Origin of the sequence: Agrococcus sp. UYP10, assembly GCF_040547205.1 — a bacterium.
Classification (GTDB): Bacteria; Actinomycetota; Actinomycetes; order Actinomycetales; family Microbacteriaceae; genus Agrococcus; species Agrococcus jenensis.
Genome location: NZ_JBEPPG010000001.1, coordinates 1,168,529 through 1,194,336, shown reverse-complemented (window position 1 = coordinate 1,194,336; position 25,808 = coordinate 1,168,529). Strand labels below are relative to the sequence as shown.

At 73.1% G+C, this 25,808-nt stretch carries 27 protein-coding genes; 13 read left to right on the top strand and 14 right to left on the bottom strand.

The features are described from left to right. Window positions 1-45 precede the first annotated feature (45 nt). The 6 genes from ABIB37_RS05930 to ABIB37_RS05905 all read left to right on the top strand — a co-directional run bounded on the left by ABIB37_RS05930 (window position 46) and on the right by ABIB37_RS05905 (window position 6,408). Window positions 46-777, top strand: a complete 732-nt coding sequence (locus ABIB37_RS05930) for a Pr6Pr family membrane protein (RefSeq protein WP_354257956.1) — start codon at window positions 46-48, stop codon at window positions 775-777. Between the two features lie 138 nt (window positions 778-915). Further along, window positions 916-3,039, top strand: coding sequence for a putative glycosyltransferase family protein (locus tag ABIB37_RS05925; protein WP_354257953.1), 2,124 nt, complete (start codon window positions 916-918; stop codon window positions 3,037-3,039). After that, on the top strand, window positions 3,032-4,126 hold the full coding sequence (locus tag ABIB37_RS05920; RefSeq protein ID WP_354257950.1) for a DegT/DnrJ/EryC1/StrS family aminotransferase: 1,095 nt from the start codon (window positions 3,032-3,034) through the stop codon (window positions 4,124-4,126). The genes ABIB37_RS05925 and ABIB37_RS05920 overlap by 8 nt, the downstream gene beginning before the upstream one ends. A 4-nt stretch (window positions 4,127-4,130) precedes the next feature. Further along, the gene (locus ABIB37_RS05915; protein WP_354257947.1) at window positions 4,131-5,066 is read left to right on the top strand and encodes a glycosyltransferase family 2 protein; all 936 of its coding nucleotides are present in this window, start codon (window positions 4,131-4,133) and stop codon (window positions 5,064-5,066) included. Continuing rightward, window positions 5,063-5,464 (top strand): GtrA family protein, encoded by a 402-nt coding sequence (locus ABIB37_RS05910; RefSeq protein WP_354257945.1) that lies wholly within the window; start codon window positions 5,063-5,065, stop codon window positions 5,462-5,464. The genes ABIB37_RS05915 and ABIB37_RS05910 overlap by 4 nt, the downstream gene beginning before the upstream one ends. Further along, a complete protein-coding gene (locus tag ABIB37_RS05905; protein ID WP_354257942.1) occupies window positions 5,461-6,408 on the top strand; it encodes a WxcM-like domain-containing protein in 948 nt (315 codons plus the stop codon). The genes ABIB37_RS05910 and ABIB37_RS05905 overlap by 4 nt, the downstream gene beginning before the upstream one ends. 104 nt (window positions 6,409-6,512) lie before the next feature. Here the strand turns inward: ABIB37_RS05905 and ABIB37_RS05900 are convergent, their stop codons facing one another. From ABIB37_RS05900 to ABIB37_RS05890, 3 genes are read right to left on the bottom strand one after another with little or no spacing between them, the layout of a single operon-like run. Continuing rightward, a complete protein-coding gene (locus ABIB37_RS05900; protein WP_354257940.1) occupies window positions 6,513-7,385 on the bottom strand; it encodes a hypothetical protein in 873 nt (290 codons plus the stop codon). A 57-nt stretch (window positions 7,386-7,442) separates the two neighbouring features. Further along, the gene (locus tag ABIB37_RS05895; RefSeq protein ID WP_354257937.1) at window positions 7,443-8,774 is read right to left on the bottom strand and encodes a sensor histidine kinase; all 1,332 of its coding nucleotides are present in this window, start codon (window positions 8,772-8,774) and stop codon (window positions 7,443-7,445) included. Further along, a complete protein-coding gene (locus tag ABIB37_RS05890; RefSeq protein WP_354257934.1) occupies window positions 8,767-9,444 on the bottom strand; it encodes a response regulator transcription factor in 678 nt (225 codons plus the stop codon). The genes ABIB37_RS05895 and ABIB37_RS05890 overlap by 8 nt, the downstream gene beginning before the upstream one ends. An 88-nt stretch (window positions 9,445-9,532) precedes the next feature. Between ABIB37_RS05890 and ABIB37_RS05885 the strand changes: the two genes are divergently transcribed. Continuing rightward, window positions 9,533-10,141 carry a uridine kinase family protein gene (locus ABIB37_RS05885; RefSeq protein ID WP_354257931.1) on the top strand — a complete coding sequence of 203 codons (609 nt, stop codon included), beginning with the start codon at window positions 9,533-9,535 and terminating at the stop codon, window positions 10,139-10,141. A gap of 4 nt (window positions 10,142-10,145) precedes the next feature. Here the strand turns inward: ABIB37_RS05885 and ABIB37_RS05880 are convergent, their stop codons facing one another. Further along, on the bottom strand, window positions 10,146-10,793 hold the full coding sequence (locus tag ABIB37_RS05880; protein WP_354257929.1) for a dihydrofolate reductase family protein: 648 nt from the start codon (window positions 10,791-10,793) through the stop codon (window positions 10,146-10,148). Window positions 10,794-11,037: 244 nt separating this feature from the next. Here ABIB37_RS05880 and ABIB37_RS05875 point away from each other — a divergent pair, with 244 nt between their 5' ends. Then, window positions 11,038-11,529, top strand: a complete 492-nt coding sequence (locus ABIB37_RS05875) for an Hsp20/alpha crystallin family protein (RefSeq protein WP_354257926.1) — start codon at window positions 11,038-11,040, stop codon at window positions 11,527-11,529. 110 nt (window positions 11,530-11,639) lie between these two features. On the opposite strand, the gene ABIB37_RS05870 is transcribed toward ABIB37_RS05875, so the two are convergent. The 6 genes from ABIB37_RS05870 to dnaK all read right to left on the bottom strand — a co-directional run bounded on the left by ABIB37_RS05870 (window position 11,640) and on the right by dnaK (window position 17,569). After that, window positions 11,640-12,254, bottom strand: coding sequence for a hypothetical protein (locus ABIB37_RS05870; protein ID WP_354257923.1), 615 nt, complete (start codon window positions 12,252-12,254; stop codon window positions 11,640-11,642). Next, window positions 12,251-13,573, bottom strand: coding sequence for a hypothetical protein (locus tag ABIB37_RS05865; RefSeq protein WP_354257920.1), 1,323 nt, complete (start codon window positions 13,571-13,573; stop codon window positions 12,251-12,253). The genes ABIB37_RS05870 and ABIB37_RS05865 overlap by 4 nt, the downstream gene beginning before the upstream one ends. 67 nt (window positions 13,574-13,640) lie before the next feature. Next, window positions 13,641-14,072: a heat shock protein transcriptional repressor HspR gene (locus ABIB37_RS05860; RefSeq protein ID WP_123696509.1), complete on the bottom strand. Its 432-nt coding sequence runs from the start codon at window positions 14,070-14,072 to the stop codon at window positions 13,641-13,643. Then, window positions 14,072-15,016 carry a DnaJ C-terminal domain-containing protein gene (locus ABIB37_RS05855; RefSeq protein ID WP_354257917.1) on the bottom strand — a complete coding sequence of 315 codons (945 nt, stop codon included), beginning with the start codon at window positions 15,014-15,016 and terminating at the stop codon, window positions 14,072-14,074. Before ABIB37_RS05855 ends, ABIB37_RS05860 begins: the two co-directional genes overlap by 1 nt. A 13-nt stretch (window positions 15,017-15,029) precedes the next feature. Beyond that, on the bottom strand, window positions 15,030-15,689 hold the full coding sequence (locus tag ABIB37_RS05850; protein ID WP_354257914.1) for a nucleotide exchange factor GrpE: 660 nt from the start codon (window positions 15,687-15,689) through the stop codon (window positions 15,030-15,032). After that, on the bottom strand, window positions 15,686-17,569 hold the full coding sequence (gene dnaK / locus ABIB37_RS05845; protein ID WP_123696511.1) for a molecular chaperone DnaK: 1,884 nt from the start codon (window positions 17,567-17,569) through the stop codon (window positions 15,686-15,688). The genes ABIB37_RS05850 and dnaK overlap by 4 nt, the downstream gene beginning before the upstream one ends. A 348-nt stretch (window positions 17,570-17,917) precedes the next feature. On the opposite strand from dnaK, the gene ABIB37_RS05840 reads away from it, so the two are divergent. The 3 genes from ABIB37_RS05840 (at window position 17,918) to ABIB37_RS05830 (ending at window position 21,413) form a co-directional block, all read left to right on the top strand. Beyond that, complete coding sequence (locus tag ABIB37_RS05840; protein WP_354257911.1) at window positions 17,918-19,399, top strand: MFS transporter; 1,482 nt, start codon at window positions 17,918-17,920, stop codon at window positions 19,397-19,399. A gap of 661 nt (window positions 19,400-20,060) precedes the next feature. Continuing rightward, window positions 20,061-20,813, top strand: coding sequence for an endonuclease domain-containing protein (locus ABIB37_RS05835; RefSeq protein WP_354257908.1), 753 nt, complete (start codon window positions 20,061-20,063; stop codon window positions 20,811-20,813). Between the two features lie 93 nt (window positions 20,814-20,906). After that, window positions 20,907-21,413: a 2'-5' RNA ligase family protein gene (locus ABIB37_RS05830; RefSeq protein WP_354257905.1), complete on the top strand. Its 507-nt coding sequence runs from the start codon at window positions 20,907-20,909 to the stop codon at window positions 21,411-21,413. Between the two features lie 12 nt (window positions 21,414-21,425). Here the strand turns inward: ABIB37_RS05830 and ABIB37_RS05825 are convergent, their stop codons facing one another. Further along, entirely contained in the window at window positions 21,426-22,037 is a 612-nt protein-coding gene (locus tag ABIB37_RS05825; protein ID WP_354257902.1) for a MarR family winged helix-turn-helix transcriptional regulator, read from the bottom strand. Between the two features lie 106 nt (window positions 22,038-22,143). Between ABIB37_RS05825 and ABIB37_RS05820 the strand changes: the two genes are divergently transcribed. Continuing rightward, window positions 22,144-22,857: a hypothetical protein gene (locus ABIB37_RS05820; RefSeq protein WP_354257899.1), complete on the top strand. Its 714-nt coding sequence runs from the start codon at window positions 22,144-22,146 to the stop codon at window positions 22,855-22,857. Window positions 22,858-22,908: 51 nt separating this feature from the next. On the opposite strand, the gene ABIB37_RS05815 is transcribed toward ABIB37_RS05820, so the two are convergent. Both ABIB37_RS05815 and dcd read right to left on the bottom strand, forming a co-directional pair. Next, entirely contained in the window at window positions 22,909-23,805 is an 897-nt protein-coding gene (locus ABIB37_RS05815) for a hypothetical protein (RefSeq protein WP_354257897.1), read from the bottom strand. Between the two features lie 10 nt (window positions 23,806-23,815). Then, on the bottom strand, window positions 23,816-24,394 hold the full coding sequence (gene dcd, locus ABIB37_RS05810) for a dCTP deaminase (protein ID WP_123696517.1): 579 nt from the start codon (window positions 24,392-24,394) through the stop codon (window positions 23,816-23,818). 57 nt (window positions 24,395-24,451) lie between these two features. On the opposite strand from dcd, the gene ABIB37_RS05805 reads away from it, so the two are divergent. Then, window positions 24,452-24,946, top strand: coding sequence for a hypothetical protein (locus ABIB37_RS05805; protein WP_354257894.1), 495 nt, complete (start codon window positions 24,452-24,454; stop codon window positions 24,944-24,946). A 7-nt stretch (window positions 24,947-24,953) separates the two neighbouring features. Here ABIB37_RS05805 and ABIB37_RS05800 read toward each other — a convergent pair whose 3' ends face one another. Beyond that, window positions 24,954-25,805 carry a DUF1206 domain-containing protein gene (locus ABIB37_RS05800; protein WP_354257892.1) on the bottom strand — a complete coding sequence of 284 codons (852 nt, stop codon included), beginning with the start codon at window positions 25,803-25,805 and terminating at the stop codon, window positions 24,954-24,956. Window positions 25,806-25,808: the final 3 nt, after the last annotated feature.

The following is a 25,808-nucleotide window of genomic DNA, read 5'->3' as shown; positions in this document are numbered from 1 at the left end:
GGCGACCGCCTGCTCGATCGCGGACCGCGAGCGTCAGGAGCGCGCATGACGACCAGCCCGACCACCGCCTCGCCGATCCGCCGCGTCGTGCTCGTCGGCCGCGCGATCATCGCCGTCGCGATCCTCGCGGCGGTGATCGGCCAGCTCATCACCTCGGTCGGCTTCTGGACCGCCCGCGGTGACGAATCCATCCCGCTCGACCTGCTGAACTTCTTCTCCTTCTTCACGATCGAGTCGAACCTGCTCGCCATGGTCGTGCTCGCGCTGCTGGTCGCGGCCCAGCTCGGCCGACCCAGGATCGGGCGCCGCTTCGACGTGCTGCTGCTGTGCGCCACGACGTACATGGTCGTGACCGGCATCGTCTACAACACGCTGCTGCGCGGCATCGAGCTGCCGCAGGGCGCGACCCTCGGCTGGTCGAACGAGGTGCTGCACCTCATCGCGCCGCTCTGGATGCTGATCGACTGGCTCCTCACCGCCGGCAAGCGCGAGGTGCGCTTCGCCGACCTGCGCATCGTCGCGATCTACCCCGTCCTGTGGCTCGTCTACACGCTGCTGCGCGGACCTGTCACCCTCGACCAGGCCAGCGGCCGGCCGTGGTGGTACCCGTACCCGTTCCTCGACCCGGCGACGCACGCGAACGGCTACGCCGGCGTGGCGGTGATGTGCCTCATCGTGGCCGCGACGGTGCTGCTGGGCGCGGCCGCACTCGTCGCGTACGCGCGGTGGCGCCGCCGATCGCTGGCGCCGCGCGAGGCGAACGCCGCGCGCGCGTAGCGACCGCCGCTCCGAGGCGCCTCTCCGATGGCTCAGGACTGGGTCAGGAGATCGTCAAGTGCGCCCGCTCGCCCCCGAGCCGGACGACCCTAGGGATCCACGGCCCGCTCCCACCGCTGTCGACGGTCCGGGAGGTCGATGATGCACCTGATCCACCCAGCAGACGAGCGCGTGCGCCCGACCCCGCTGGCCGATCGCGTCGCCTCCCTGCGTCGGCTGTCCGGGCGCCGGCGGTTCAGGGTCGCGGCCCTCGCCGGTCTCGTGGTCGCGCTCGAGGTGCTGGTGCTCGAGGGATGGATCCGGGGGGCCCGCGTGCCCCCGTGGGACTTCCTCGGCGCGTACGCACAGGAGGCGTACTGGTGGTGGGCGCACGGCGGCTTCTTCGACCCCGTGTCGTGGATCCCCGCGGTGCGAGGCGGCTATCCCGCATCGCTCAGCCTGCAGAACAGCGCCTGGTACCTGCCGTACGGCGCCGTCGCCGCTGTCATGCCGCTGACGCCGTGGGCCCTCGCCTTCCTCTCGGCCGTCCACGTCGCGTTCGGCAGCGTCGGCGCGTACCTGCTCGTCCGCCGCCACGGCGTCTCGTTCCTCGCCGGCCTCGTCGCCGCGGCCGGGTGGTTCTTCGCCGTCGGCGCCTTCAGCAACGCCGAGCATCCCGACATCGCCCGCGGCTACGCGTGGCTGCCGTGGGTGCTGCTGGTCGCCTCGACGCGGTGGCCGTGGCGGCGCTGGTGGTCGATCCCCGTCGCGACGCTCGTGCTGTGGCAGGCGGCGTCCGGCGTGTACCCGGGGATGCTCGTCGCCTACGCGTGCATCGGCGTCGTCTGGGTGGTGCTGCAGCAGGTGCAGAGCCGCGCTCGGCTCACCGACTTCCTGCTGCCGCTCGGGATCGCGATGGTCGCCGCCCTGCTCCTCAGCATGGTGCGCCTGCTGCCCTATGTGCTGGGCAACGACCTCACCGGCGTGCGCGAGCCCGACGCGTCCGAGTGGTCGTGGTCGATGCTCCTCTCGCTGCAGTTCGGCTACGACTACGGCTTCTACCCGAACGACATCTCGATGCGCTCGTTCTTCATCCCTGCCGCGGTGCTGCTCGCCGCCCTCTTCGCGCGCCCCGGGTCACCGCTCACGCGGCTCGGGCTCGGCATCCTCATCCCTGCCGCGCTGCTGGGTCTGCCGCTGTTCCCGTGGTTCGAGGCGCTGCAGCAGCTCCCCGGGCTGTCGCTCAGCCGCTTCACCATGAGCGACTTCAAGGTCTTCATGCTCTTCGGCGTGCTGCTGCTCGCGGCCTCCGCGGTCGACGGCTTCGTGCGGCACCGCACCCCGCTCCCCTGGCAGCGGGCGCGCGTGGCCGTGGCCGTTGCCGTCGTCGTGCTGCTCGCCGTCGGCGGGCTGCTCGCGCGCATCGACCTGCGCGACTACGCCCTCACGCTCGCGGTGCTCGTCGCGTCGGCGGCGCTCGTGCTCGCCGTGAGCAGCGGCCGGCGCGACCTCGCGGCGCTGCTGATCGTCGGCGTCGTCGCTTCCGGCGGGCTGTGGGCCTACTCGAACCGCGAGCCCTGGCGGACCGACCGCGTGGACGCCGAGGTCGGCCGGTTCGACGGCCCCGTGGCGGAGCTCGTCGCCGACGCCGAACCGCTCGCCGGCGACCGGCGACCGGGACGCACGCCGCTGCCCGCGGACGCCGGCCTCGACGACATCCAGAGCAGCGAGTGGAACGTGGCCTACTACACCGGCGAGGCGGCGCTCGGCGGGTACCTCAACCTCAAGGGCAACACCTACTTCGAGACGCTGCGGGCCGCGATCAGCGAGGGCGATCGGGCGGCGCAGCTGCTCGCCTTCCTCTCCCACCCCGGCACCGCGATCACCGCAGCCGCCTTCGACGAGGGGTGCGCGGACGAGGCGTGCGGAGGCGTGCGGGTCACGCCGGTGGCCTACGAGCCCGACCGGCTCGAGTACGACCTGCAGACGACCTCGGCCGGGGCGGTCGTGCTCAACGAGCCGTTCTACCGCGGATGGCAGGCATCCGTCTGCGCCGACGACGTGTGCGTGACCGGGGCGCCGACCGCGACCGACGGCCTCGTCACGATCGACGTGCCCCAAGGCGCGTCGCTCGTCACCCTGACCTACGCCACCCCCGGGCTCGGCGTGGGCTGGCTGCTGTTCTGGGCAGGAGCGCTCATCGCGGCGCTCGCACCCGCGACCCTGTGGTCCTCGCGCCGGCGCCTCGCCGACGCGGACGGTCGAGGAGAGAACGATGCCTGACGCGGTGCGCTTCAACGACCTCCGCCGCGGGCTGCAGAGCACCGCACCAGGGGTGCGCGAGGCCATCGAGGAGGTGCTCGCCTCTGGATGGTTCGTGCTCGGCCCGCAGCACGACGCCTTCGAGCGCGAGCTGGCCGCGTCGCTCGGCATCGCGGCCGCGGCGGGCGTCGGGAACGGTACCGACGCCCTGCAGCTCGCGCTGCAAGCGGTCGGCGCGCGGCCGGGGACCGCGGTCATCACCGTCGCCAACGCCGGCGGCTACACGTCGACCGCCACCCGGGCGATCGGCGCGACCCCCTGGTACGCGGATGTCGACCCGGCGACGCTGCAGGCCACCCCGGCGACGGTGGAGGCGGCGCTCCGGAGCGCGCCGATGCCGGTGAGCGCGGTCGTCGTCACCCACCTGTTCGGGCAGATGGCCGACGCCGGGGGCATCGCCGAGATCGCCGGCGGCGTGCCCGTGGTCGAGGACTGCGCGCAGGCGATGGGCGCCCGCCGCGACGGCCGTGCCGCGGGCACGTTCGGCACCATCGCCACGACGAGCTTCTACCCGACGAAGAACCTCGGCGCGGTCGGTGACGGCGGCGCGGTCTTCAGCGACGACGTCGAGCTCGTCGCGCGCATCCGCCAGCTGCGGCAGTACGGGTGGTCGTCGAAGTACCGCTCGTCTGCGGCCGGGGGCCGGAACTCTCGCCTCGATGAGCTGCAGGCCGCGGTCCTGCGGCGCCTGTTGCCCGCGCTCGACGCCGACGTCGCCCGTCGCCGCGAGATCCACGGCCGCTACGAGGCGGCGGCGACCGGTCGCATCCGCATGGTCAACCGCGCGACGCCGTCCTACGCGGGCCACCTCGCGGTCGTCGTCGTCGACGACCGGCAGCGCGTGACGGCGATCCTCGACGACCACGGCATCGGGCACGACATCCACTACCCGATCCCCGACCATCACCAGCCGATCGCCGGGCCGGATGCCCCGCCGCTGCCCGTCACCGAGTGGGCGAGCGAGCACATCATCAGCGTCCCCCTCTACGCCGGGCTCACCGACGACGAGCAGGCGCGCGTCGTCGCCGCGCTCCACGAGATGTCGTGACGCCATGGCACCGCGGTACTCCATCGTCATCCCCGTCTACAAGAACGAGGAGACGATCCCGAGCCTCTTCGCGCGGCTCCGCGACCTCTCGACCCGCTGGCGCGACCTCGAGGTCGTGCTCGTGGTGGACGGCTCGCCGGACCGCTCGGCCGACGTCATCCGCGCCGAGCTCACCGACGCCCCGTTCTCGGTGCAGCTCGTCGAGCACTCCAGGAACTTCGGGTCGTTCGAGGCGATCCGCTCGGGGCTCGCGGTCGTCAAGGGCGACTACGTCGGCGTCATGGCTGCCGACCTGCAGGAGCCGACGTCGCTCGTCGAGGAGTTCTTCACGATCCTCGAGGCCGGTGACTGGGACGTCGCGGTGGGCACGAGGCAGTCGCGCGACGACCCGGGCTCGTCGAAACTGCTCTCCGGCACCTACTGGTCGCTCTACCGCCGCCTGATCCAGCCGGAGATGCCGAAGGGCGGCATCGACGTCTTCGGCTGCACGCGCGAGGTCGCCGCCCGGCTCGTCGCCCTCGAGGAGTCGCACTCGAGCCTCGTCGGGCTCCTCCTCTGGGTCGGCTACCGGCGGGTCGAGGTGCCCTATGCGCGCGTGGCCCGCGAGCACGGCAAGAGCGGCTGGTCGCTACGCCGGAAGATCGGCTACTTCCTCGACAGCTCGTTCTCGTTCACGAACGCGCCCATCACGGTCATCACGCTCGTCGGCATCCTCGGCACCCTGACCACGATCGTCATCGCGCTCACGGTCTTCATCTCCTGGGCGCTCGGCCGCATCCCGGTCGAGGGCTTCACCGCGCTCATGCTCGTCAACCTCGGCAGCACCGGCGCGATCCTCATCGCGCTCGGCGTGATCGGCAGCTACGTGCGACGCGGGTTCGACAACTCGAAGCGGCGCCCGCACGCCATCGTCGCCCGCGCGACGGAGTTCGAGCGATGAGCCGGGAGCTTCGGCGGCAGGCCTCGCGCTTCCTGCTGGTCGGCGCGCTCAACGTCGCGGTGAGCTACGGCATCTTCATCGTGCTCGGCCTGCTGGTCGCGCCCTGGATCGCGTACACCGCCGGCTACCTCGCCGGCCTCGTGCTCGTCGCGGCCATGACGCCGCACTTCGTGTTCGGCACGAGGACCAGCTGGCGACGGATGGTCGCGTTCGTCGGCGTCTACGTCGTCGTCTACCTCGTCGGCCGGCTCATCGTGGCCCTGGTGGACCCCGCGGGACTCGTCGAGCTGCTGCTCACGAGCGGGATCCTGCTGGCCGTGACCGTGCCCCTCAGCTTCCTCGCGGGACGACTCCTCTTCCTGCGACCGCGCCATCGATTGAGAAGGGTGGACTCATGAACCACTTCGTGCACGAGCGGGGCATCTGCGAGAGCGAGCGGGTCGGCGACCGCACGACCATCTGGGCCTTCGCGCACGTGCTGCCGGGCGCCGTCATCGGTGCCGACTGCAACCTCAACGACGGCGTCTTCGTCGAGAACGACGTCGTCATCGGCGACCGGGTCACGCTGAAGTGCGGCGTGCAGATCTGGGACGGCATCCGGCTGGAGGACGACGTCTTCGTCGGGCCCAACGCCACCTTCACGAACGACCGCTTCCCGCGCAGCAAGCAGCGGCTCGCCGCCTACCCGCAGACGGTCGTCGAGCACGGCGCATCGATCGGCGGGAACGCGACGATCCTGCCGGGCATCCGGATCGGCAGCCACGCGATGGTCGGGGCCGGCAGCGTCGTCACGCGCGACGTGCCCTCGTACGCGATCGTCGCGGGCAACCCTGCCCGCATCATCGGGTACGCCGACACCGAGACGATCGGGCCGATCCATGCGGCGCCGGGATCGGTCAACCACGCGATCGCGGACGGCGGCTTCGGCCTCATCGAGCTGCAGCACGCCATCGACCTCCGGGGCTCGCTCTCGGCCGTCGAGTTCGCGGCGGGGCTGCCGTTCCCCCCGAAGCGCATGTTCATCGTCTACGACGTGCCCACGCGCTACGCCCGCGGCGCCCATGCCCACCGCGCGTGCCACCAGTTCCTCATCTGCGTCAAGGGATCCGTGCACGCGATCGCCGACGACGGCACGAAGCGCCGGGAGTACCTCCTCGACGCTCCCGACATCGGCCTGTACATGCAGCCGCTCACGTGGGGCACGCAGTACGCCTACAGCCCCGACGCGGTGCTCGTCGTGCTCGCCTCACACGAGTACGACAACGCCGACTACATCCGCGAGTACGACGAGTTCCTCGGCATCGTGGCCGGGCTGCCGAGTCCGGCGCCGCAGCTGCACTGAACCGCCGCAGCAGCTGCACCGGGCCGGCGCGGCAGCCGCACGCGCGCCGACGCCGACGACCGCCACGTCGCCATGGGGCGAGCGGCGGTCGTCGTCGTGCGGGATCAGCGCTCGGCGGAGAGCACCGCGAGGTCCTCGGCGAGCTCGACGTCGACGTCGTCGCCGTCGACCGCGACCTCCACCTCGTAGCGCACCTGGTCGTCCTCGGTCTCGATCGAGGTCACCGTGCCGCCGCCCGCGGCCGCGACAGCGGCGTCGACGATCGCGGCGATGCGCGAGGGGTCGAGCGGCACGTCGCTCGAGCGGTCGTCGTCGTCGTCCTCGCGGACCACCGCGTCGCCGGAGACGGGCACGCGCACGTCGAGCTCGCTGCCGTCGTCGAGCCGCACGTCGACCTTCCAGGCGCCCTGCTCGACCTCGATGCTCGTCGCCGAGCCGCCGCCGGCGGCGGCGATCGCCGTGTCGATGGCGGCGACGAGGTCGGATGCCGCGGCCGATGCCGCACCGCCGGCGGGCGCGTCGTCGTCGCCGCCGCGGTCGTCGCCGGGCTCGGCGGACGGGCTGGGGCCATCCGTCGCTCCCGGGTCGTCGGTCGCGCTCGGGGCGTCGGTCGAGGACGGGTCGCTCGACTCGCTCGGCGCCGGAGCCGATGCGAGCGGCGCCGAGGTGGCGGAGGGCGAGGGGTCGTCGCCGTCGTCGACCGCATCGGCGATCGTCATGCCGACGCCGGCGACGGCGAGCACGGTGAGGGCGGCCGCCGAGCCGATGAGCACGGGCTTCAGGATGCCGCGGCCCCGCTTGGGGGCGCCGGCCGGGGCGGCCTCGTGGATGCGGGTGGTGGCGTCGGCGTCGCGCAGGGCGGCGTCGCCGGCCGCGGGGTCGCGGGGGGCCGGGTCGTTCGCGGCAAGGGCGTCGGAGTGCTGGGCGTCGCCGTCCTGGCCGAAGGGCTGCTGGGGATCGCGGGGAGTCTCGTTCATGGGCCTCACCTTCCTCGACGACCGCTGACGCGCGTCTGAACGATGCTGAACACCGCTTCAGGATCGATCGGTCGCGACCGGGAGCTCGAGCACGAAGCGCGCGCCGCCCGTGGGCGCGGCGGTGATCCAGGCGTCGCCGCCGTGCGCCCTGGCGACCTCGCGCACGATCGCGAGGCCGAGCCCGGAGCCCCCATCGTCGCGCGCCCGTGCCTCGTCGAGCCGCACGAAGCGCTCGAACACGCGCTCGCGCTCCGACTCGGGCACGCCGGCGCCGTCGTCGTCGACCCACACCATCGCGCGCCCGTCGCGCACGACCGAGCCGAGCGCGACGGCGTCGCGCGCATGGCGCAGGGCGTTGTCGACGAGGTTGCGGAGCGCCCGGGCGAGCAGCCGGGCGTCGCCCACGACCGGCGCCACGCGCACGGCCGACCCGTCGGCCGTGCGCCCGAGGGCGCGCACCCGCTCCACCTCCGCGAGCGCGAGGTCGTCGAGGTCGACCGGCCGCCGCTGGCCGGCCTCGTGCTCGTCGAGCCGGGCGAGCAGCAGCAGCCCCTCGACGATGCCGTGCATCCGCTCGCCCTCCTCGAGCACGACGTCGGCGAGCTCGCCGGGCGCGGTCGAGTCGGGATGCGCGCGCGAGAGCTCGGCGAACTGCCGCATCGACGCGAGCGGCGAGCGCAGCTCGTGCGAGGCGTCGGCGACGAACCTGCGCCGCGCCCGCGCGCCCTCCTCGACGCGCGCGAGCATCCGGTTCATGGTCGCGCCGAGGCGGTCGACCTCGTCGTCGCGGCCGCTCGTCGGCACCCGGCGATCGAGCGCGGTCGCGTCGATCGCGTCGACCTGCGCGCGCATCCGATCGACCGGCGCGAGGGCGCGGCCCACGACGATCCAGACGACCGTGCCGACGAGCACGATCGCGAGGGGCACGGCGATCATGAGCAGCGAGGTCGCGAGCCGCACGGCGTCGTCGATGCCGGCCGCCGAGCGCGCGACGACGATCGTGCCGGCCGTGACCTCCTGCGCGACGACGACGTACCGCTCGCCCTCCACGGTCGCCTCGAGCGGCTCCGCGCCGGTCGGCACCGGCACCGCGGTCGCCCGGTCGGCGTTCACGACCACGCCGGTGGCGGAGCGCAGGGCGACGAGCACGTCGTCGTCTCGCTGCACGAGCGCCGCGGTCTGGATCGTGCCGGCGTCGACGCCGTCGGCGAGGGCCGCGAGCTCGTCGCCGAGCTGCTCGGCGACGGAGGCGGTGAGCAGGCGGTCGAGCGACCACACGATGCCGACCGCGCCGAGCCCGAGCGCGACTGCGACGACCGCGAGCGCGGCGGCGGTGATCCGGAGGCGGATGGACGCGCCGCGCGGCGCTGGGCGATCCGCGTCAGCCACCGTCGGCCGCCAGCCGGTAGCCGGCGCCGCGCACCGTCTGGATGGCGTCCCGGCCGAACGGCCGGTCGACCTTGCGGCGGATCCTGCCGACGTAGACCTCGACGATGTTGGGGTCGCCCTCGAAGTCCTCCGACCACACGTCGTCGAGCAGCTCTGCCTTCGTGACGGCCTCGCCCCGACGGCGCATGAGCAGCTCGAGCACCGCGAGCTCCCGCGCGGTCAGCTCGACCTCGGTGTCGCCGCGGCGCACGGTCCGCGCGGCCGGGTCGAGCCGCAGGTCGCCCGCCTCGAGCACCACGGGGCGCTCACGCGCGCCGCGCCGCACGAGCGCGCGGATGCGGGCGACGAGTACCGGGAACGAGAACGGCTTCGTGAGCCAGTCGTCGCCGCCGGTGTCGAGGCCCTCGACCTCGTCCCACTCGCCGTCCTTCGCGGTGAGGAAGAGCACGGGCGTCCAGTTGCCCTCCGCGCGCATCGTCTGGCAGACGCGGTAGCCGCTCATGCCGGGCATCATCACGTCGAGCAGCACGACGTCGTAGGCGAACTCCCGCACGCGCCATAGGCCGTCGACGCCGTCGTGGGCGACGTCGACCGTCATGCCCTCGGCCCGGAGCCCCCGCTGGATGCCGTCGGCGAGCCGCACCTCGTCGTCGACCAGGAGCACCCGCATGCGTCGAGCATGCCGCCTGGCGACTGACGCGGCGCTGAACGACGCCGGTCGACGTGGGCGCGTCGGCGGATCTGGGATGATGGAGCCCATGCCTTCCGTCGCCGAGCCCCTCGCGCGCGTCGTGCTCATCGGCGGGGCCTCCGGCTCGGGCAAGTCGCGCATCGCCGAGCGCTCGGGGCTGCCCGTGCTGCGGCTCGACGACTTCTACCGCGAGGGCGACGACCCCGCGCTGCCGCGGCTCGAGACCGGCGAGGTCGACTGGGACCACCCCGGCTCGTGGCACCTCGATCGGGCGGCGGACGCCCTCGAGCAGCTCGCGCGCACCGGTCGCACGAGCGCCCCGGTCTACGACATCTCGCGCAGCGCGACCGTCGGCAGCCGCGACGTCACGCTCGACGGCGCCACGCTGTTCGTCGCCGAGGGCGTCTTCGTCGGCGAGGTCGTGGCCGAGGCGCGCCGCCGCGGCATCCTGGCCGACGCGCTCTGCGTGCACCGCTCCCGCTGGGTGACGATGGGGCTGCGCTTCGCGCGCGACCTCCGCGAGCGCCGCAAGAGCCCCGCGTTCCTCGTGCGCCGCGGCATGCTGCTCGCTCGCCGCGAGCCGGTGATCGTCGCCCGCCTGACCGATGCCGGATGCCGCCTCGTGCGGGTCCGCGCCGCGAGGCGGATGCTCGCGCGCAGCGCAGGTCGCGCCTGAGCGCTCAGCCCTCGACCTGGACCTCCTTGCCGTCGACGATGGCGTAGGTCGCGGTGCGGAACGGCGCCGGGGTGAGCGTCATCGCCACCGCGCCGCTGTCGGCGATGCGCACATCCGAGACGTCGAAGCCCGACGGCTGCGCGACGTCGTCGAAGAGCCGCTTGCCGGGGCCGACGATGGTCGGGAAGACGATGAGCCGCAGCTCGTCGAGGAGCTCCTCGGCGATGAGCGTCTGCAGCAGCTGCCACGAGCCGTGCACCTGCAGCTCGCCGTCGCCGCCCTCCTTGAGCGCGCGGATGCGCTCGACGACATCGTCGCCGATGACCGACTCCGTGCCACCCCAGGTCGCGTCCTCAGGCCGGAGCGTCGTCGAGACGACGTGCTTCGGCGCGGTGTTCAGGCGCTGCGCGACGGGATCGTCGGGATCGGTCACCTGCGGCCAGTAGTCGGCCATCATCCCGTAGGTGACGCGGCCGAAGAGCAGCGCGTCGGTCTTGGCGAACCATCCGGTGACGACCTCGCCGACGGTCTCGTCGAACGCCGGGGCCACCCATCCGCCGTAGCGGAAGCCGCCGGAGGTGTCCTCGTCCGCCCCGCCCGGCCCCTGCATCACGCCGTCCAGCGTCATGAACTCGTGCGCGATCAGTCGCATCTGCGCTCCCTCGGTATCGGTCGCGACGGCATCGGCACCGGCTGCGATCCCATCGAGCATGCGGGGCGCCGGGACCCTTCGCAAGGGGTCAGATGCTGCCGAGAGGTCGCTGAGAACCGCTGGCACTCTCCTATCGAGAGTGCTAATCTGGCGTCGCTCCGCGGGGCACGCCCCGAGGGGCTGCCACAGACACCGGGGACCGTCGCATGGGGGCGACGGCCCGACGTTGAGGAGGTGGTTGTCAATGGCACTGACCTTCGACCCATTCCGCGAGATGGACCGGATGGCCGCCCGCCTGCTGACGAGCGGAGGCACCGAGCGCTCGTCGAGCTGGATGCCGATGGACCTCTACCGCGCGGGCGATCACTACATCGTGAACGTCGACCTGCCGGGCGTCGACCCCGGCTCGATCGACCTCGACGTGGACGCGAACACGCTGACGATCCAGGCCGAGCGCACGATCGGCGCGGCGGACGGCGCGCAGTGGCTCGCGCAGGAGCGGCCGGCCGGTCGCTACATGCGCCAGCTGGGCCTCGGCAACGACGTCGACCTCGAGCGCATCGAGGCGACGTACGAGCACGGCGTGCTTATGCTGACGATCCCGGTCGCCGAGCGCGCGAAGCCGCGCAAGATCTCGGTCGAGCAGCGCGACCGCCGGTCGGAGCTGAGCACCGGCGGCGCGGGCGAGACCGCTGACGCGACGCCGTCCTCGGAGTCGGCGAGCACCGGCGCCTAACCTGACGCAGCGGCGCCCCCGTCCTCGCGGCGGGGGCGCCGCTGCGTGTGCGGGGTGACCGGCAGCCTGCTGCCCCGGCGGATGCGGCACCCAGCGACGCCTCGACCGCACTATCCGCTCGTGGCGCCCCTGACAGCCGGATGCTCCGGGCCGACGGCGCGCCGCGCCTCACGCCGGGCGATCGCGAGCCACGTGCGCGGCCCGGCGAGCCATCCGATGATCGTCGAGACGACGATCGAGCCGACGACGTAGATGGCGGCGACGATCCAGAAGCCCACCACCCCGGTCAGCAGCACGAGCAGCCCGAGCAGCCAGCTCGACAGCGTCGAGAGGACCGCCTGCAGGCCGGTGCCGAGCGCGGCGCCGCGGAAGGTGACCGCCGCGGCCGCGGGCACGCCGGCCCGGTGCATCCGCCGCGTGCTGAGCCAGCAGCCGAGCGCTCCCGCACCGACCGCGAGCAGCACGAGTCCGAGCACGACGGGCGCGAGCGGCGTGCCGTCGAGTTGCTCGACCCACGCGACCACCGAGCGCCCCCACGCGACGTCGTCGAAGAGGTCGACCACCACCGAGCGCACGAGCAGCAGCACGATCGCCGCGACGAGCAGCCCCCACACGAGGCTCGCGCCGGCCGCGACCAGCGCCAGGCCGATGCTGCCGGCGGCCCGGACCGCCGCGCGCTGCCCGGCGTCGAGCGGGTCGGGCGCGGCCGCCCGCGCGCGGCTCATCTGGTGCTCGGCTCGCCGCGCAGCTCGACGCGCGCGAGCTCGGCCTCGTCGCGAGCGCGCGCCGCGGCCTCCTCCGCCTCGGCCAGCGCGGCGAAGTCGACCCGCGGGCGAGCCGTCGACAGGAAGAGCCAGCCGTACAGCAGGCCGACGCCGCCCGTCAGCACGATCGCGATGCCGAGCAGCGCGAACAGGGTCGTCCACATCGTGCCGGTCGTGAGCGAGGCGGAGCTCGCACCGAGGATGAAGAACAGGCCGCCCATGAGCGCCATCGGCCACACCATCACGCCGATGAAGCCGGTCGTCGCCGTCGTGCACAGCCACGCGAGCCAGGTCGAGCGGTGCGGCTTCGCGAGCCCCGCCGACTTCGACCAGAGCGCCTGCGCGAGCCAGCCGAGCGCGAGGAGCCCGCCGCCGACGAGCAGCCCGATGACGACCGTCGCACCCACGCGCTCCGGCGTCGACCAGAGCGAGACGACCGTCGTGAACGAGTCGGCCTCGAAGTCGGAGACCTCGTCGCCGGAGGCGTGCAGGAGGAACGCGAACCCGACGATCAGGAAGAACGCGGTGAGCAGGTGCGTCGCGAGCGCCATGAGCGTCTGCCCGACCCAGGAGCTCAGGAGCGCCGCGCTCCGCTGCCGCTTCGTCCAGCGGATGCGCGGCGGCACGAGCACGAGCTGCGGGTAGGGTTCGGGGCCGGCCGGCGGGTACGGGCCAGCGGCATAGGCGACCGGGGCGTAGGGAGCTGCGGCGTAGGGAGCTGCGGCGTAGGGAGCTGCGGCGTAGGGAGCTGCGGCGTAGGGGCCAGCACCGTAGGGGCCAGCACCGTAGGGGCCAGCACCGTAGGGGCCAGCACCGTAGGGGCCAGCACCGTAGGGGCCAGCACCGTAGGGACCGGCGGCGTACGCAGGCGCGGGGTAGGGGTTCGCTCCGTACGGAGTCACGCCATGCGGGTCCTGCCCGTGCGTCGGCTGCTGCGGGGCGAGCCGCTGCGGCATCGAGTCGGCGACCGCCGGCATGAGCCCGGGCGGCAGCATCGCGCCGGAGGGGGCGAAGCCCGCGGCGGGGTTCGCAACGCCCTGCCCGCCCACGGGCGGCTGCAGCAGGAGCCGCTCGCGCCGCAGTCGCGCGCGCTCCTCCGCGCGCGTCTCGAGCGCCTTGGCCGGCACGAGCCGATCGGCGGCGGGCGCTGCCGGCGCCTCGCGCCGTCGCATGCGGCCCGCGGCAGCGGCACGCTCGGTGGCGTCCGACGGCACGGGCGTGTCGGTGCCCGGCGGCGGGGGCGCCGCGGGGTCGACGCTCGCGCGAGGCTCCTGGTCCACGCGCACATCATCGCATCCGGCCCTGCGCGGCACCCGGCGCTGCCAGGGATCAGGCCCGGAGCGGGGGTCAGCGGGCGGAGGGCCGCCAGAGCACGACCGAGCCCGGCCTCGTCGGCCGGGCACCTGCCCGGATCGTCGTGATGCCCGCGGTGCCGGCCGCGAAGACGCGGCGTCCCTGCTGCTGCATCACCGCATCCGCGAGCGCCGACTCGAGCTCGCGCACGCGCTGCCGCAGATCGCGGTTCTCGTCGCTCATCTCGAGGATGCGGCGGATGCCCTCGAGCGAGACGCCCTCGCCGGAGAGCAGCTGCACCTGCCGGAGCCGCCCGACGTCGCGCATCGAGTAGCGGCGGGTGTTGCCCGCGGTGCGGCTCGGCTGCACGAGCCCGAGCCGGTCGTACTGGCGCAGCGTCTGCGCGTGCAGGCCGGCCAGCTCCGCGGCCGCCGCGATCGAGAAGATCGGCGACGTCTCGTCGAAGCCGGCCGGCGCGCTCGCCATCAGGCTGCCTTCGCCTTCGCGAGCAGGTCGGCGCGCGGCGACTCGCTCGGGCCGGCCTCGACGAACCGCTCGAGGTGCTCGACCTGGTCCTTCGTGAGGTGGCTCGGCACCGCGACCTGGATGGTCGCGAGCAGGTCGCCCGTGCCCTTCTTGCCCGCGACGCCGCGGCCCTTGACGCGCAGCACGCGACCGGACGGCGTGCCGGGCGCGACCTTGAGCCGCACCGGGCTGCCGCCGAGCGTGGGCACCTCGATCGTCGCGCCGAGGGTCGCCTCCGCGAAGGTGACCGGCACGTCGACGCGCAGGTTGAGCCCGTCCATCGTGAAGACCGGGTGCGGCCGCACCTGCACGGTGAGGATGAGGTCGCCCGGCTCGCCACCGGTCGGCGACGGATCGCCCTTGCCGGCCAGCTTGATCTTCTGGCCGTCGTGGACGCCCGCGGGCACCTTGACGGTCATCGTCCTGCCGCCGACGGTCAGCTTGAGGGTGTCGCCCTGCACCGCCGACGTGAAGTCGAGCGCCGCCCGCGCGGTGACGTCGCGGCCCTTGGCCGGACGACGCGAGCCGAACGGGCTGCTCCCGCCGAACATCCCGCCGAGCAGGTCATCGAAGTCGCCCTGCGAGTACTGCACCCGCGGGCCGCCGCCGAAGCCGCCGAAGACGTCCTCGAAGCCACCGGAGCCGCCCGGCGCGAACCGCGGACGGCCACCGGCCATCGCGCGGATCGCGTCGTACTCCTGCCGCTGCTTCGCATCCGACAGCACCGCGTGCGCCTCGGAGATCTCCTTGAACCGGGCCTCCGCCTTCGCATCGCCCGGGTTGGAGTCCGGGTGGAACTGGCGCGCGAGCTTGCGGTACTGCTTCTTGAGGTCTGCAGGCGTGACGTCCTTCTGCACGCCGAGCGTGGCGTAGAAGTCCTTGTCGAACCAGTCGTTGCTCGCCATGCCGGACCTCAGCTCACTCGGCCGGCACGAACACCGCGACCTTGGCGGCTCGCAGCGTGCGCTCGCCGACGCGGTAGCCCGACTGCACGACGTCGGCGACGACCATCTCGGTCACCTCCGGGTTCGGCAGCTGCGCCACCGCCTCGTGCTTGTCGATGTCGAACGCCTCGCCGACCTCACCGAGCCGCACGACGCCGAGCTGGTCGAACGAGGCGCGCAGCTTCTGCGCCACGAGCGCCAGCGGCCCCTCGGCGAGGTCGCCGTGCTTCTCGGCCAGGTCGAGCCCATCGAGCGCCGGCAGCATCGCCTTGATGACAGATGCCGTGGTCGCGTCGCGGTCGCCCGCGCGCTCCCGCTCGGTGCGGTTGCGGTAGTTGACGTACTCGGCGCGCAGCCGCTGCAGCTCGTCGAGCTGCGCGGCGGACTTCGCCTCGAACGCGGCACGCTCGGCCTCGATCGCCGCGGCCTCGCCCTCGAGCAGGGCACGGTCCTCGTCGCTCAGGTCGTCGGGGCCGGGCGCCGAGGCGGCCGCGCTGGGCGCGGCCTCCTCGGTCTGCTCGGGCTCGGCGGCTGCGGGCTGCGGGGTGCCGGCCTCGCCGTGGGCGCCGTCGGCGTCCTGGCGGTCGGGCTCGTTCGACTCGTCGGGCATGTTCGACTCCTCGCGCTCGCTCACGGCTGCTTCTTCTCGTCCTCGTCGTCCACGACCTCGGCGTCGACGACGTCGTCCTCGGCGGACTGCTCGCCCTGCGGAGCCGCGCCGTCCTCCGGCGCACCGTCGGTGCCCTCGGCGCCCTGCTGCGCCTGCGCCTGCTGGTAGATCGCCTCGCCCAGCTTGGACTGCGACTGCTGCAGCGTCTCGACCGCCGTCTTCACGGCCTCGTCGTCGTCGCCCGCGAGGGCCGACTTCACCGCGTCCACGTCGGCCTGCACCTCGGTCTTGACGTCGTCGGGCAGCTGCTCGGCGTTGTCGGTCAGCACCTTCTCGACCGAGTAGACGAGCGTCTCGCCGGTGTTGCGCAGCTCGGCGGCCTCGCGGCGGGCGTGGTCGGCAGCCGCGTTCTCCTCGGCGTCCTTCACCATCCGCTCGATGTCCTCCTTCGAGAGGCTCGAGCCGCCGGTGATCGTCATCGACTGCTCCTTGCCCGTGCCCTTGTCCTTCGCGGACACGTGCACGATGCCGTTCGCGTCGATGTCGAACGTGACCTCGACCTGCGGGATGCCGCGGGGCGCCGGCGCGATGCCGGTGAGCTCGAACGTGCCGAGCGGCTTGTTGTCGCGGGTGAAGTCGCGCTCGCCCTGGAAGACCTGGATCGCGACCGAGGGCTGGTTGTCCTCGGCGGTCGTGAAGGTCTCGGAGCGCTTCGTCGGGATGGCGGTGTTGCGCTCGATGAGCTTCGTCATCATGCCGCCCTTGGTCTCGATGCCGAGCGACAGCGGGGTGACGTCGATGAGCAGGACGTCCTTGCGCTCGCCCTTCAGCACGCCGGCCTGGAGCGCGGCGCCGACGGCGACGACCTCATCCGGGTTGACGCTCTTGTTGGGCTCCTTGCCGCCGGTGAGCTGCTTGACCAGGTCGGAGACGGCGGGCATGCGGGTCGAGCCGCCGACGAGCACGACGTGCGCGATCTCGGAGACCGTGATGCCGGCCTCGCGGATGACGTCCTCGAACGGCTTGCGGGTGCGCTCGAGCAGGTCCTTCGTCATGTTCTCGAACTGGGCGCGGGTGAGCGTCTCCTCGAGGTTGGCGGGGCCGTTCTCGGTGAGCGAGAAGTAGGGCAGCTGGATGCTCGTGGTCGACGACGACGAGAGCTCCTTCTTCGCCTGCTCGGCGGCCTCCTTCAGGCGGCGCATGGCGATCTTGTCCTTCGAGACGTCGACGCCGGTCTGCTCCTGGAAGCGCTTCTTCAGCCACTCGACGATGCGGTCGTCCCAGTCGTCGCCGCCGAGGCGGTTGTCGCCGGCGGTCGAGCGCACCTGGATGGTCGAGAAATCGTCGTCCTTGCCCACCTCGAGCAGCGAGACGTCGAACGTGCCGCCACCGAGGTCGAAGACGAGGATGAGCTCGTCCTCCTTGCCCTTGTCGAGGCCGTAGGCGAGCGCGGCCGCGGTGGGCTCGTTGATGATGCGCAGCACGTTCAGGCCGGAGATCTCGCCGGCCTCCTTCGTGGCCTGGCGCTCGGCGTCGTTGAAGTACGCGGGCACGGTGATGACCGCATCCGTGACCGGCTCGCCGAGGTAGGTCTCGGCGTCGCGCTTGAGCTTGCCGAGGATGCGCGCCGAGATCTCCTGCGGCGTGAACGACTTGCCGTCGATGTCCTGCTTCCAGCCGGTGCCCATGTGGCGCTTGACCGACGAGATGGTGCGGTCGACGTTCGTGACGGCCTGGCGCTTGGCGGGCTCGCCGACGAGCGTCTCGCCCTCCTTCACGAAGGCGACGACCGACGGGGTCGTGCGGAAGCCCTCGGCGTTCGCGATGACGGTGGGCTCGCCGTTGTCGAGGAATGCGACGACGGAGTTGGTGGTGCCGAGGTCGATGCCGACTGCTCGTGCCATGGTGGTGCCTCCTGTTCGCAGCTGTGCTGCGGTATGCCTGCTGGTTGCCTGCTCTGCCTGGTTCCGGCGGAGGAGCGCACCGACATCCCCCGCAGCGCATCGGATGCACTGCCTGGCGGTGGGCTCGTCCCCCGGAACCGCAGCCGCGACCTGCGCCCGGCTGGACGCCGACTTGAGTCGCGATGGCTCAACTTTTCCACCTTGAGTCGACCTGTGTCAACTTTCGCGGCTGTGCATCCGCCGTGAAAGGCGGCCGCCCACTCGCGGGGTGAGGACCGCTGACACGCGACACCGCCGCGACACCCGCGTCGCCCCGATCGTTCGCCTTGCGGCCCTACGCTCAGGGGCATGAGCGCCCCTCAGGAGCCGCGCGCGGCATCCGTCACCGCCAAGCCCGCACCCGACGACCTGGTGCAGCCGTCGCAGATCGGCGTCGCGCCGATCGCGCGCCGCGAGCTGAGCCGGCGCGCGACGGCGTGGGCGCTCTGGGACTGGGGCTCCGCGTCGTTCAACGCGGTCATCACCACCTTCGTCTTCAGCCGGTACATCGCATCCGACCTCTTCGTCGACCCGGCGATCGTGGACGCGGCGGGTGAGGGCGGCTCGCCCGAGCTGACGCGCGCGCTCGCCGAGAACGCCTCGATCGTGGCGTGGGCGATCGCGATCGCCGGCGTGCTCGTCGCGGCGCTCGCGCCGGTCATCGGCCAGCGGTCGGATGGCGGCGGTCGCCGCAAGCTGTGGGTCGCGGTGAACACCGGCGTGACGATCGTCGCGATGATCGGCATGTGCTTCGTCGCACCGGTGCCCGAGTACATCTGGCTCGGTGCTGCGCTGCTCGCCGCCGGCAACCTGTTCTTCGAGTTCGCCTCGGTCAACTACAACGCGATGCTCCACCAGGTGTCGACCAAGGAGGCGCTCGGCCGCACCTCGGGCTACGGCTGGGGCATGGGCTACGTCGGCGGCATCGTGCTGCTCGGGCTGCTGCTCGTGCTCTTCATCTTCCCGCTCGCCGACCCGGACGCCGGCGGCGTGCTGCAGATCCCGAACGGCCGCGAGGGCGGGGCGCTCGACGTGCGACTCGCGGTGCTCGCGAGCGCGATCTGGTTCCTGGTCTTCGCGCTGCCGCTGCTGCTCAAGGTGCCGGAGGTGCCGCCGACCGGTGCCGCGCCCAAGCGCGTGGGGATGCTCGAGTCGTACCGCATCCTCTTCCGCACGATCGGGCGCATCCGCCGCACGGCGCCCAAGACGCTGCTCTTCCTCGTGGCGTCCGCCGTCTTCCGCGATGGGCTCTCGGGCGTCTTCACGTTCGGCGCGATCATCGCCTCGTCGGTGTTCGGCTTCTCGTCCGAGGAGGTCATCCTCTTCGCGATCGCCGCGAACGTGATGGCCGGCGCGGGCACGTTCATCGGCGGATGGGCGGACGACCGGTTCGGCCCGAAGATCGTCATCGTCATCTCGCTCGTCCTGCTGTCGATCTCGGGCCTGGCGGTGCTCTTCGTCGAAGGGAAGGGCATGTTCTGGGTCTTCGGCCTCGCGCTGTCGACCTTCGTCGGCCCGGTGCAGTCGGCCTCGCGCTCGTTCATGGCGCGCATCACGCCTGCCGGCCGCGAGGGCGAGATGTTCGGCCTCTACGCCACCACCGGGCGCGCGGTCTCGTTCCTCGCGCCGACGCTCTTCGGCATCTTCGTGACGGTCGCGGGCGACGTGCGCTTCGGCATCCTGGGCATCGTGCTCGTGCTGGTCGCGGGCCTGCTGCTGGTGCTGCCGGTGCACCCGAAGCCGACGGTGATCGAGGGCGAGCCGAGCGCCGTGGCGACGCGCGCCGACTAGCGAGTTTCCGGTACCGACGGGCCCACGAGCCACGCAGGTGGCCACTCGGTGCCGTAAACCCGCCGCCCGCGTGGCGGACCTCCCGTTTGCGGCACGGAGTAGCCGCCCTAGGCGGCAGGGACGCGGCCACTCCGTGCCCCAAACTTCGCGCGCCCGCCCCGGTCCGCGGTTTGGGGCACCAAGTTGCCGCCGTCAGGGGCCGGGACGCGGCCACTCCGTGCCTCAAACCGGGTACTCCACGGCTTCCCTGCGTTCTTGAGGCACCAAGTTGCCGCCGCGGGCCGCGGGGACGCGGCCACTTCGTGCCCAAGCCGAGCCCCCCCCCTGCTTCCCTGCGATTTCGGGCACGCAGTTGCTTCCGACCTCGCGGAGAGCGACCGCGGCAGCAGTGCCCCACCTCCGCGCGAGGCAGACCTCTCCACAGGAGGCCCCGGATGCCGCACCCGCGCTGGCGCTCGCGGCGCACGATGCGCCCATGGTCGCCGCCTCGCCTCTGCCCGAGCCACTCGCCGACGGCCCCTTCACCACCGCGGCGGCGCTCCAACTCGGCCTCTCGCGCAGGCGCCTGCGCGCACGCGACCTCGCGGCACCGTTTCGCGGGGTGCGGTCGCATGGAGCGCCGAGCGAACTGCGCGCCCTCGCCGCGGCGCACGCGCAGCGCATGGCGCCCGGCCATGTCTACGCCGGCATCACCGCGGCGCGGCTCTGGGGATTGCCCGTCTCCATGCTGTGGAGCGTGGCCGAGCCGCTCGTCATCGGCGTGCCCGCCGGTGCGACTCGAACGCGCGCGCACGGCGTCCGGATCCGGCGCTTCGACCCGGATCGGCTCACCTCGGGGACGGTCGACGGCGTGCTCGCCCTCGGCCCCGCGTCCGCGGTCATGTCGATGGCTCGCGAGACCGACGCCGATGATCTCGTCGTTCTGATCGACGCGCTCATCACGCCTTCACCGCGCTACCCGGGCCTGCAGCTGCCGCGACTGCCGTTCACGACCGTCGAGGAGCTGACCGCCTTCGTCGCGCGCTGCCGAGGCACCCATGGGGCCACCGCGTTCAGACGCGCGCTCGAGCGCGCCCGGGTCGGCGCCGAGTCGCCCCAGGAGACGCGCTCGCGGCTCGCGATCATCGCGGCCGGGCTGCCCGAGCCCGTCGTGCAGCTCGAGGTGTGGGTCGACGGCGAGCTGCGCGCCGTGATCGACCTCGCCTACCCGGAGTGGAAGATCGCGATCGAGTACGAGGGCGAGCACCACCTGACCGATCCGGCGCAGTGGGGGAAGGACATCCGTCGTCAGGAGCTGCTCGAGTCGCTCGGGTGGATCGTCATCCGCGTGACGAAGGCCGACCTGCGGAACGGCGGCGCTGGGCTCGTCGCGCGGGTCCGCGCGGCCTTGGCGCGACGAGGTGCCCCCGGCTGATCTCCGGTACCGATCTGCGGGTCGTGGCGACGTGCACCCGCAGATCGGTACGGGAAGCAGGCTCGAGCGGGCTGCGTCGGGCAGGGTGTGGGCATGGAGACTCGGATGTCGAGCGTCGAGCTGCTGCTCGACGACGGCGCGGAGGCGCAGGTGCGGGCGGAGTGGAGCGCGCTCGCCGATGCTGGGCTGTCGAGCCTCGCGCGGCACGACGCCGCGAGCAACCGGCCGCACGTGACCCTGCTCGCTCGGATCGGGCTGCCGGCGCTGCCGCTCGAGCACGTCGAGCTGCCCGTTCCCCTCGTGCTCGGACCGCCGATGCTGCTCGGGTCGAGTGACCGCCGCGTGCTCGCTCGGGCCGTGCTGCCGAGCCCGGCCCTCCTCGCACTGCAGGCGACGGTCCGTGCGGCGGCTGGGCCGGCCGACGACGAGCACTTCCTCCCCGGACGGTGGCTGCCGCACGTGACGCTCGCCCGGCGGCTGCGCCTCGTCGACATCCCGACCGCGCTCGCGCTCCTGGGTGGCCGCATCGACGCATCCGCCGTCGCGATCCGGCACTGGGATCCCGCGACGGCCACCCTCACGACGCTCGCGAGCAGCTGACCGAGACGCCGCCTACCGCGACGGCCAGGCGTCGGCCAGCCGCGTCAGCAGGCGCGCGAGCTCGGATCGCTCGGCGGGCGTGAGCGCCTCGGCCGCGATCGCGACCTCGGCGGCCCGCTCCTCGGCGTGCGCCGCGATGTGCGCTCGGCCCGCCTTCGTCGCCTCGATCACGACGCGTCGGCCGTCGCGAGGATCGGGGATGCGTCGAACCAGGCCCGCGTCGGCGAGCGACTGGATGAGCCGGGATGCACGCGGCTGATCGACGCCGATGGCGTGCCCGAGGTCGGTGATCGACGCCGGCTGCTCGGCGCGCACGACGGCGTGCAGCATCCGCCGAGCGCCCATCGCGCCGCGCATGCCTCGCGCGCCGAACGGCCCCCCACGGCCCGCGCCGTCGCCGTGCTGCTCGTCCGGACCGCCGTCGCCGTGCGGCGGGCCGCCGTGGCCGAGCGGTCCGAACCCGTGCGGCCCGCCGTGCCCGAACGAATGCCCACCGGGGCCGAACGGCGGCCCGCCGCGTCCCGGCCGCGGCGGCCGGCGCATGCCGATGCGGTCGAGCGCCTCGGCGATCTGCTGCGTCTCGGGGCTGGGATCCGCGCTGGGGTCTTGACGTCCGTCCGACATGTATGTCACTCTACATGTACATGCACAATGACATGCAGTTGCACCGCCACCCGGACGGGATGCAGCAGCGGCCCGACGGCCGCCCCACCATCGAGAGGAGATCGCCATGCGATCCGACGACCACGTCACCCACGACGGTCAGCCCACCGACGGGCTCGACCGCACCGCCCCGCAGCACGACGCTCCCGAGCAGCACGACGCTGCCGAGCAGCACGACGCTGCCGAGCAGCACGACGCTCCCGAGCAGCACGACGCTCCGGAGCAGCACGACGCTGCTCCGGTCCCGGACGAGCCCGCCGCCGAGCAGCACCACGCTGCCGAGCACGAGCACGCCGAGCACCCGCACCACGACCCTGACGCACACCGGCACCCCGCCGGACACGGCTGCGGCCACCACGACCGGCACGGCTTCGGCCGCCTGCACGGCGACCACCGCGACCGGCACGGCTTCGGTCGCGAGCACGGCGCCCACCGCGAGCGTGCCGACCACCCGCGAGGGCACGGCTGGGGCCCGGGCGAGCAGCCCCACGGCCGCGGTGAGCAGCCGCACGGCTCCGCTCCGGGCTTCGGCCCGCGGGAGCACGGCTTCGGCCCGCGGCAGCACGGCTTCGCCCCGCACCGCCACGGCTTCGGCCACGGCGGTCGAGGACGGCCGACGCTCGCACGCAGCATCGTGAAGTCCGCGCGGCGCATCCGCCACTCCGGCCTCACGCCGGAGCAGCTGCAGCACCGCATCGCGACCACGGTCAGCCACGCCGACTACGTCACCACCATGCGCACGCTGCGGCGCATCGGGATGGATCTGCGCCACCAGCGCTGATCCTGACCGAGCACCAGGGCGCCCTCGCTTCGGCGAGAGCGCCCTGGTGCGTCAGACGAGCGGGTCGGTCGGCAGCACCCGCTCCGCCTCGAACGACGGATGCGCGAGCACCCGGCCGATCAGCCGCGCACTGCCCCCGATGAGCGTCGTGTCGAGGTCCAGGTCGGTCGCGACCATCCACGCGGGAGACGCGTGGGGCTCGGTGGGCCAGAGCAGGTTGGGCGTCCGCCCGGGGTGCGGCCAGTCCTCGCGCCAACCGAGGCCGGCGGCGCGCTCCCATGCGGGATCCGTGAACGCCGACAGCCGCCCGTGCAGCAGCACGTGCCCGCGGCCTCCATGTTCACGCGGCAGCCCGAGCACTTCCTGGCGCTCCATCGCGAGCCGCACGTCGGGGTCGACCGACGCGAGCTGCGCCGCGTAGGCCGCGGACTGCAGCTCGGCGAGCCGCAGCTTGCGCTGCGCCGCGGTCATGCCGTCATCAGGGGACCAGGCGAACACACCGGTGCTCGTCGTATCGAGCCCGCTCCCCTCCCAGACCGCCGCGAGCACGTCGGCGTCGCCGTGCTCGTCGAGCAGCAGCGCTGCGACCTCGGTCAGCAGCGACAATGGGATGTCGCCCTGGTGCGGCTCGTTGAGCCAGCCGCCGGGCATCTCGAACTGCTGCTCGCCGAAGCGAGCGAGCCACGCGGTGTACGGCTGGCTGCGGCCCGCCCTGTCGCCGATCAGCTCGGCGGCCTCCGCCCAGGTGATCTCGCGCGACTCGAAGCGCTGGTTGCCCCACGCATCCGTCTCGTCGGTCGTCACGTCGAGCGTCGCCGGGTGGAGGATGCGCGCGTACGCCTGGAGAATCGGCGGCACGACCGCGCTGACCGAGAAGTCGTCGCGCAGCGCCTCCTGCACCCAGCGCGCGACCTCGACGTCGTGCTCGACGCGCAGCGGACCGGCCATCGCCCGAGCCTCAGTCGATCCGGGTGCGGTGGAAGCTCTGGAACGAGCGGGACGCCGTCGGTCCGCGCTGCCCCTGGTAGCGGTTGAGGTTCGGGCCCTGCCCGTACGGGTGCTCCGACGGCGACGAGAGCTGGAAGTAGCAGACCTGGCCGATCTTCATGCCCGGCCACAGCTTGATGGGCAGCGTCGACACGTTCGAGAGCTCGAGCGTGACGTGGCCCGAGAAGCCCGGGTCGATGAAGCCGGCGGTCGAGTGCGTCAAGAGCCCCAGTCGCCCCAGCGACGACTTGCCCTCGAGGCGCGCGGCGACGTCGTCGGGGAGCGTCACGCGCTCGTAGGTCGCGCCGAGCACGAACTCGCCGGGGTGCAGGATGAACGCCTCATCCGGCCCGACCTCGACGAGCCGCGTGAGCTCCGGCTGGTCCTCCGCGGGATCGATGAACGGGTACTTGTGGTTGTCGAAGAGCCGGAAGCCCTTGTCGAGCCGCACGTCGACGCTCGACGGCTGCACCATGCCGAGGTCGAGCGGGTCGAGGGCGAGGTCGCCGGACGCGAGTCGGGCGCGGATGTCGCGGTCGCTGAGCAGCACGCGCCGAGCGTATCGCCCGCCATCTCGCCCATGTCGCGCTCAGCCTGGAGGAGGAAGATGGAGGCACGACGATCGGCGGAGGAGGCGACCATGGCGGTGCATCGCAATCGGCGCCTCGAGGACTGGATCGACCTCGCGGCGGCCGCGATCGAGCGGGCGCGCGCGTCGCTCGGCGACGCCGAGGTCGCGCGCCGCACCGAGGCCTCGGTCTCGGACGCCGACTACGAGACGACCGTGCGCGTGCTGCGCACGCTCGGCCGCGACCTGCAGTCCACCGGCCCCGACCTGAGCGCGCTCGACGCGCGACTGCGCGGTGCGGCCCACGTCGAGCACGCACCGCACGTGCCGTCATCGCCGGAGGATGCTTCGGATGACGCCGCGGAAGCTCCTGCGGCGCGGCCCCCGCTCGAGCGCGGCCCGCAGGCGACGCTCGACGAGCTGTCGGCGGACGACCTGGCCGAGCGCGGGGTGCGCCCGGCGGAGCTCGCGAAGCGGCTCGCGCGGCTGCGGAACCCGATCATGCCCCACCCGCGACAGGGCCGCGCCAAGTAGGTCCTGCTCAGCGCGCCCAGACGCCGCGCGCGACGCAGTAGACGCCGTAGACGATCAACCCGACGGCGATCGCGACGAGCGCGACCACGCCGCCCGGCACCGTGGTGAGCGACTGGAGCGCGCCGTCGAGCCCGCCGGTCTCGCCCGGATCGTGCCGCACGGCCGCGACGATGAACAGGCCGCCGACGATCGTCACCGCGACGCCCTTCGCGATGAAGCCCGGTGCGCCGAGCGCCTCGACGACGCGTCGGAACCGCCGCGGCGGGGCCACGTCCTCGAAGAACGTGCGCCGCGCGCCGCGGATGACGAAGGCGATGCCGACGCCGGCGATCACCAGCCCGGCGACGCCGAGCAGCCACGGCCCGACCGGATGCTGCAGCAGACCCGTCGAGAACGACTCCGTCGCATCCTCGCCGTCGACCGACCCGCCGAGCGCGAAGACGAGCGCCGTGCCCCCGACGACCGCGTGGCCGATGCCGCGGCCCGCCGCGCGCATCGCGTTGCGCCGCTGGCCGCGCGAGTCCGCGACGGCGATCACGAACGCGTGCAGCGCGAGCGCGACGAGCGCGACGCCGACCACCCACAGCGCCAGGCCGCCGACCGGTGTCTCGCGCAGGGCGCGCATCGCCCCGGACTGGTCGGCCGAGCCGCCCGCCCCGAACGCGACGCTCAGCCCGATGCCGCCGATGACCATGTGCACGACGCCGTTCGCGGACTGCCCCGCCGCCTCGACCCAGGAGGTCGCGCGATGGTCCTCGACCCCCGCTGCGGCGTCCTGCGCCTTGCGCGCGGGGCTGCGCGAGGCGCCGTCCTCGCCGTCGGCGCGCGGCCGCGCCTCCGGCCGCACGTCGCCCGCCATCGT

Bases quoted from the DNA above. Each gene is read 5' to 3' on its own strand.
- ABIB37_RS05805 (WP_354257894.1), top strand. From the start codon at position 24,452: ATGGAGGCACGACGATCGGCGGAGGAGGCGACCATGGCGGTGCATCGC.
- ABIB37_RS05930 (WP_354257956.1), top strand. From the start codon at position 46: ATGACGACCAGCCCGACCACCGCCTCGCCGATCCGCCGCGTCGTGCTC.
- ABIB37_RS05910 (WP_354257945.1), top strand. From the start codon at position 5,063: ATGAGCCGGGAGCTTCGGCGGCAGGCCTCGCGCTTCCTGCTGGTCGGC.
- ABIB37_RS05920 (WP_354257950.1), top strand. From the start codon at position 3,032: ATGCCTGACGCGGTGCGCTTCAACGACCTCCGCCGCGGGCTGCAGAGC.
- ABIB37_RS05835 (WP_354257908.1), top strand. From the start codon at position 20,061: ATGGCGCCCGGCCATGTCTACGCCGGCATCACCGCGGCGCGGCTCTGG.
- ABIB37_RS05900 (WP_354257940.1), bottom strand. From the start codon at position 7,385: ATGAACGAGACTCCCCGCGATCCCCAGCAGCCCTTCGGCCAGGACGGC.
- ABIB37_RS05815 (WP_354257897.1), bottom strand. From the start codon at position 23,805: ATGGCCGGTCCGCTGCGCGTCGAGCACGACGTCGAGGTCGCGCGCTGG.
- ABIB37_RS05825 (WP_354257902.1), bottom strand. From the start codon at position 22,037: ATGTCGGACGGACGTCAAGACCCCAGCGCGGATCCCAGCCCCGAGACG.
- ABIB37_RS05855 (WP_354257917.1), bottom strand. From the start codon at position 15,016: ATGGCGAGCAACGACTGGTTCGACAAGGACTTCTACGCCACGCTCGGC.
- ABIB37_RS05870 (WP_354257923.1), bottom strand. From the start codon at position 12,254: ATGAGCCGCGCGCGGGCGGCCGCGCCCGACCCGCTCGACGCCGGGCAG.
- ABIB37_RS05890 (WP_354257934.1), bottom strand. From the start codon at position 9,444: ATGCGGGTGCTCCTGGTCGACGACGAGGTGCGGCTCGCCGACGGCATC.
- ABIB37_RS05820 (WP_354257899.1), top strand. From the start codon at position 22,144: ATGCGATCCGACGACCACGTCACCCACGACGGTCAGCCCACCGACGGG.
- ABIB37_RS05800 (WP_354257892.1), bottom strand. From the start codon at position 25,805: ATGGCGGGCGACGTGCGGCCGGAGGCGCGGCCGCGCGCCGACGGCGAG.
- ABIB37_RS05915 (WP_354257947.1), top strand. From the start codon at position 4,131: ATGGCACCGCGGTACTCCATCGTCATCCCCGTCTACAAGAACGAGGAG.
- ABIB37_RS05875 (WP_354257926.1), top strand. From the start codon at position 11,038: ATGGCACTGACCTTCGACCCATTCCGCGAGATGGACCGGATGGCCGCC.
- ABIB37_RS05925 (WP_354257953.1), top strand. From the start codon at position 916: ATGATGCACCTGATCCACCCAGCAGACGAGCGCGTGCGCCCGACCCCG.
- ABIB37_RS05860 (WP_123696509.1), bottom strand. From the start codon at position 14,072: ATGGCGAGCGCGCCGGCCGGCTTCGACGAGACGTCGCCGATCTTCTCG.
- ABIB37_RS05905 (WP_354257942.1), top strand. From the start codon at position 5,461: ATGAACCACTTCGTGCACGAGCGGGGCATCTGCGAGAGCGAGCGGGTC.
- ABIB37_RS05885 (WP_354257931.1), top strand. From the start codon at position 9,533: ATGCCTTCCGTCGCCGAGCCCCTCGCGCGCGTCGTGCTCATCGGCGGG.
- ABIB37_RS05880 (WP_354257929.1), bottom strand. From the start codon at position 10,793: ATGCGACTGATCGCGCACGAGTTCATGACGCTGGACGGCGTGATGCAG.
- ABIB37_RS05830 (WP_354257905.1), top strand. From the start codon at position 20,907: ATGGAGACTCGGATGTCGAGCGTCGAGCTGCTGCTCGACGACGGCGCG.
- dnaK (WP_123696511.1), bottom strand. From the start codon at position 17,569: ATGGCACGAGCAGTCGGCATCGACCTCGGCACCACCAACTCCGTCGTC.
- ABIB37_RS05840 (WP_354257911.1), top strand. From the start codon at position 17,918: ATGAGCGCCCCTCAGGAGCCGCGCGCGGCATCCGTCACCGCCAAGCCC.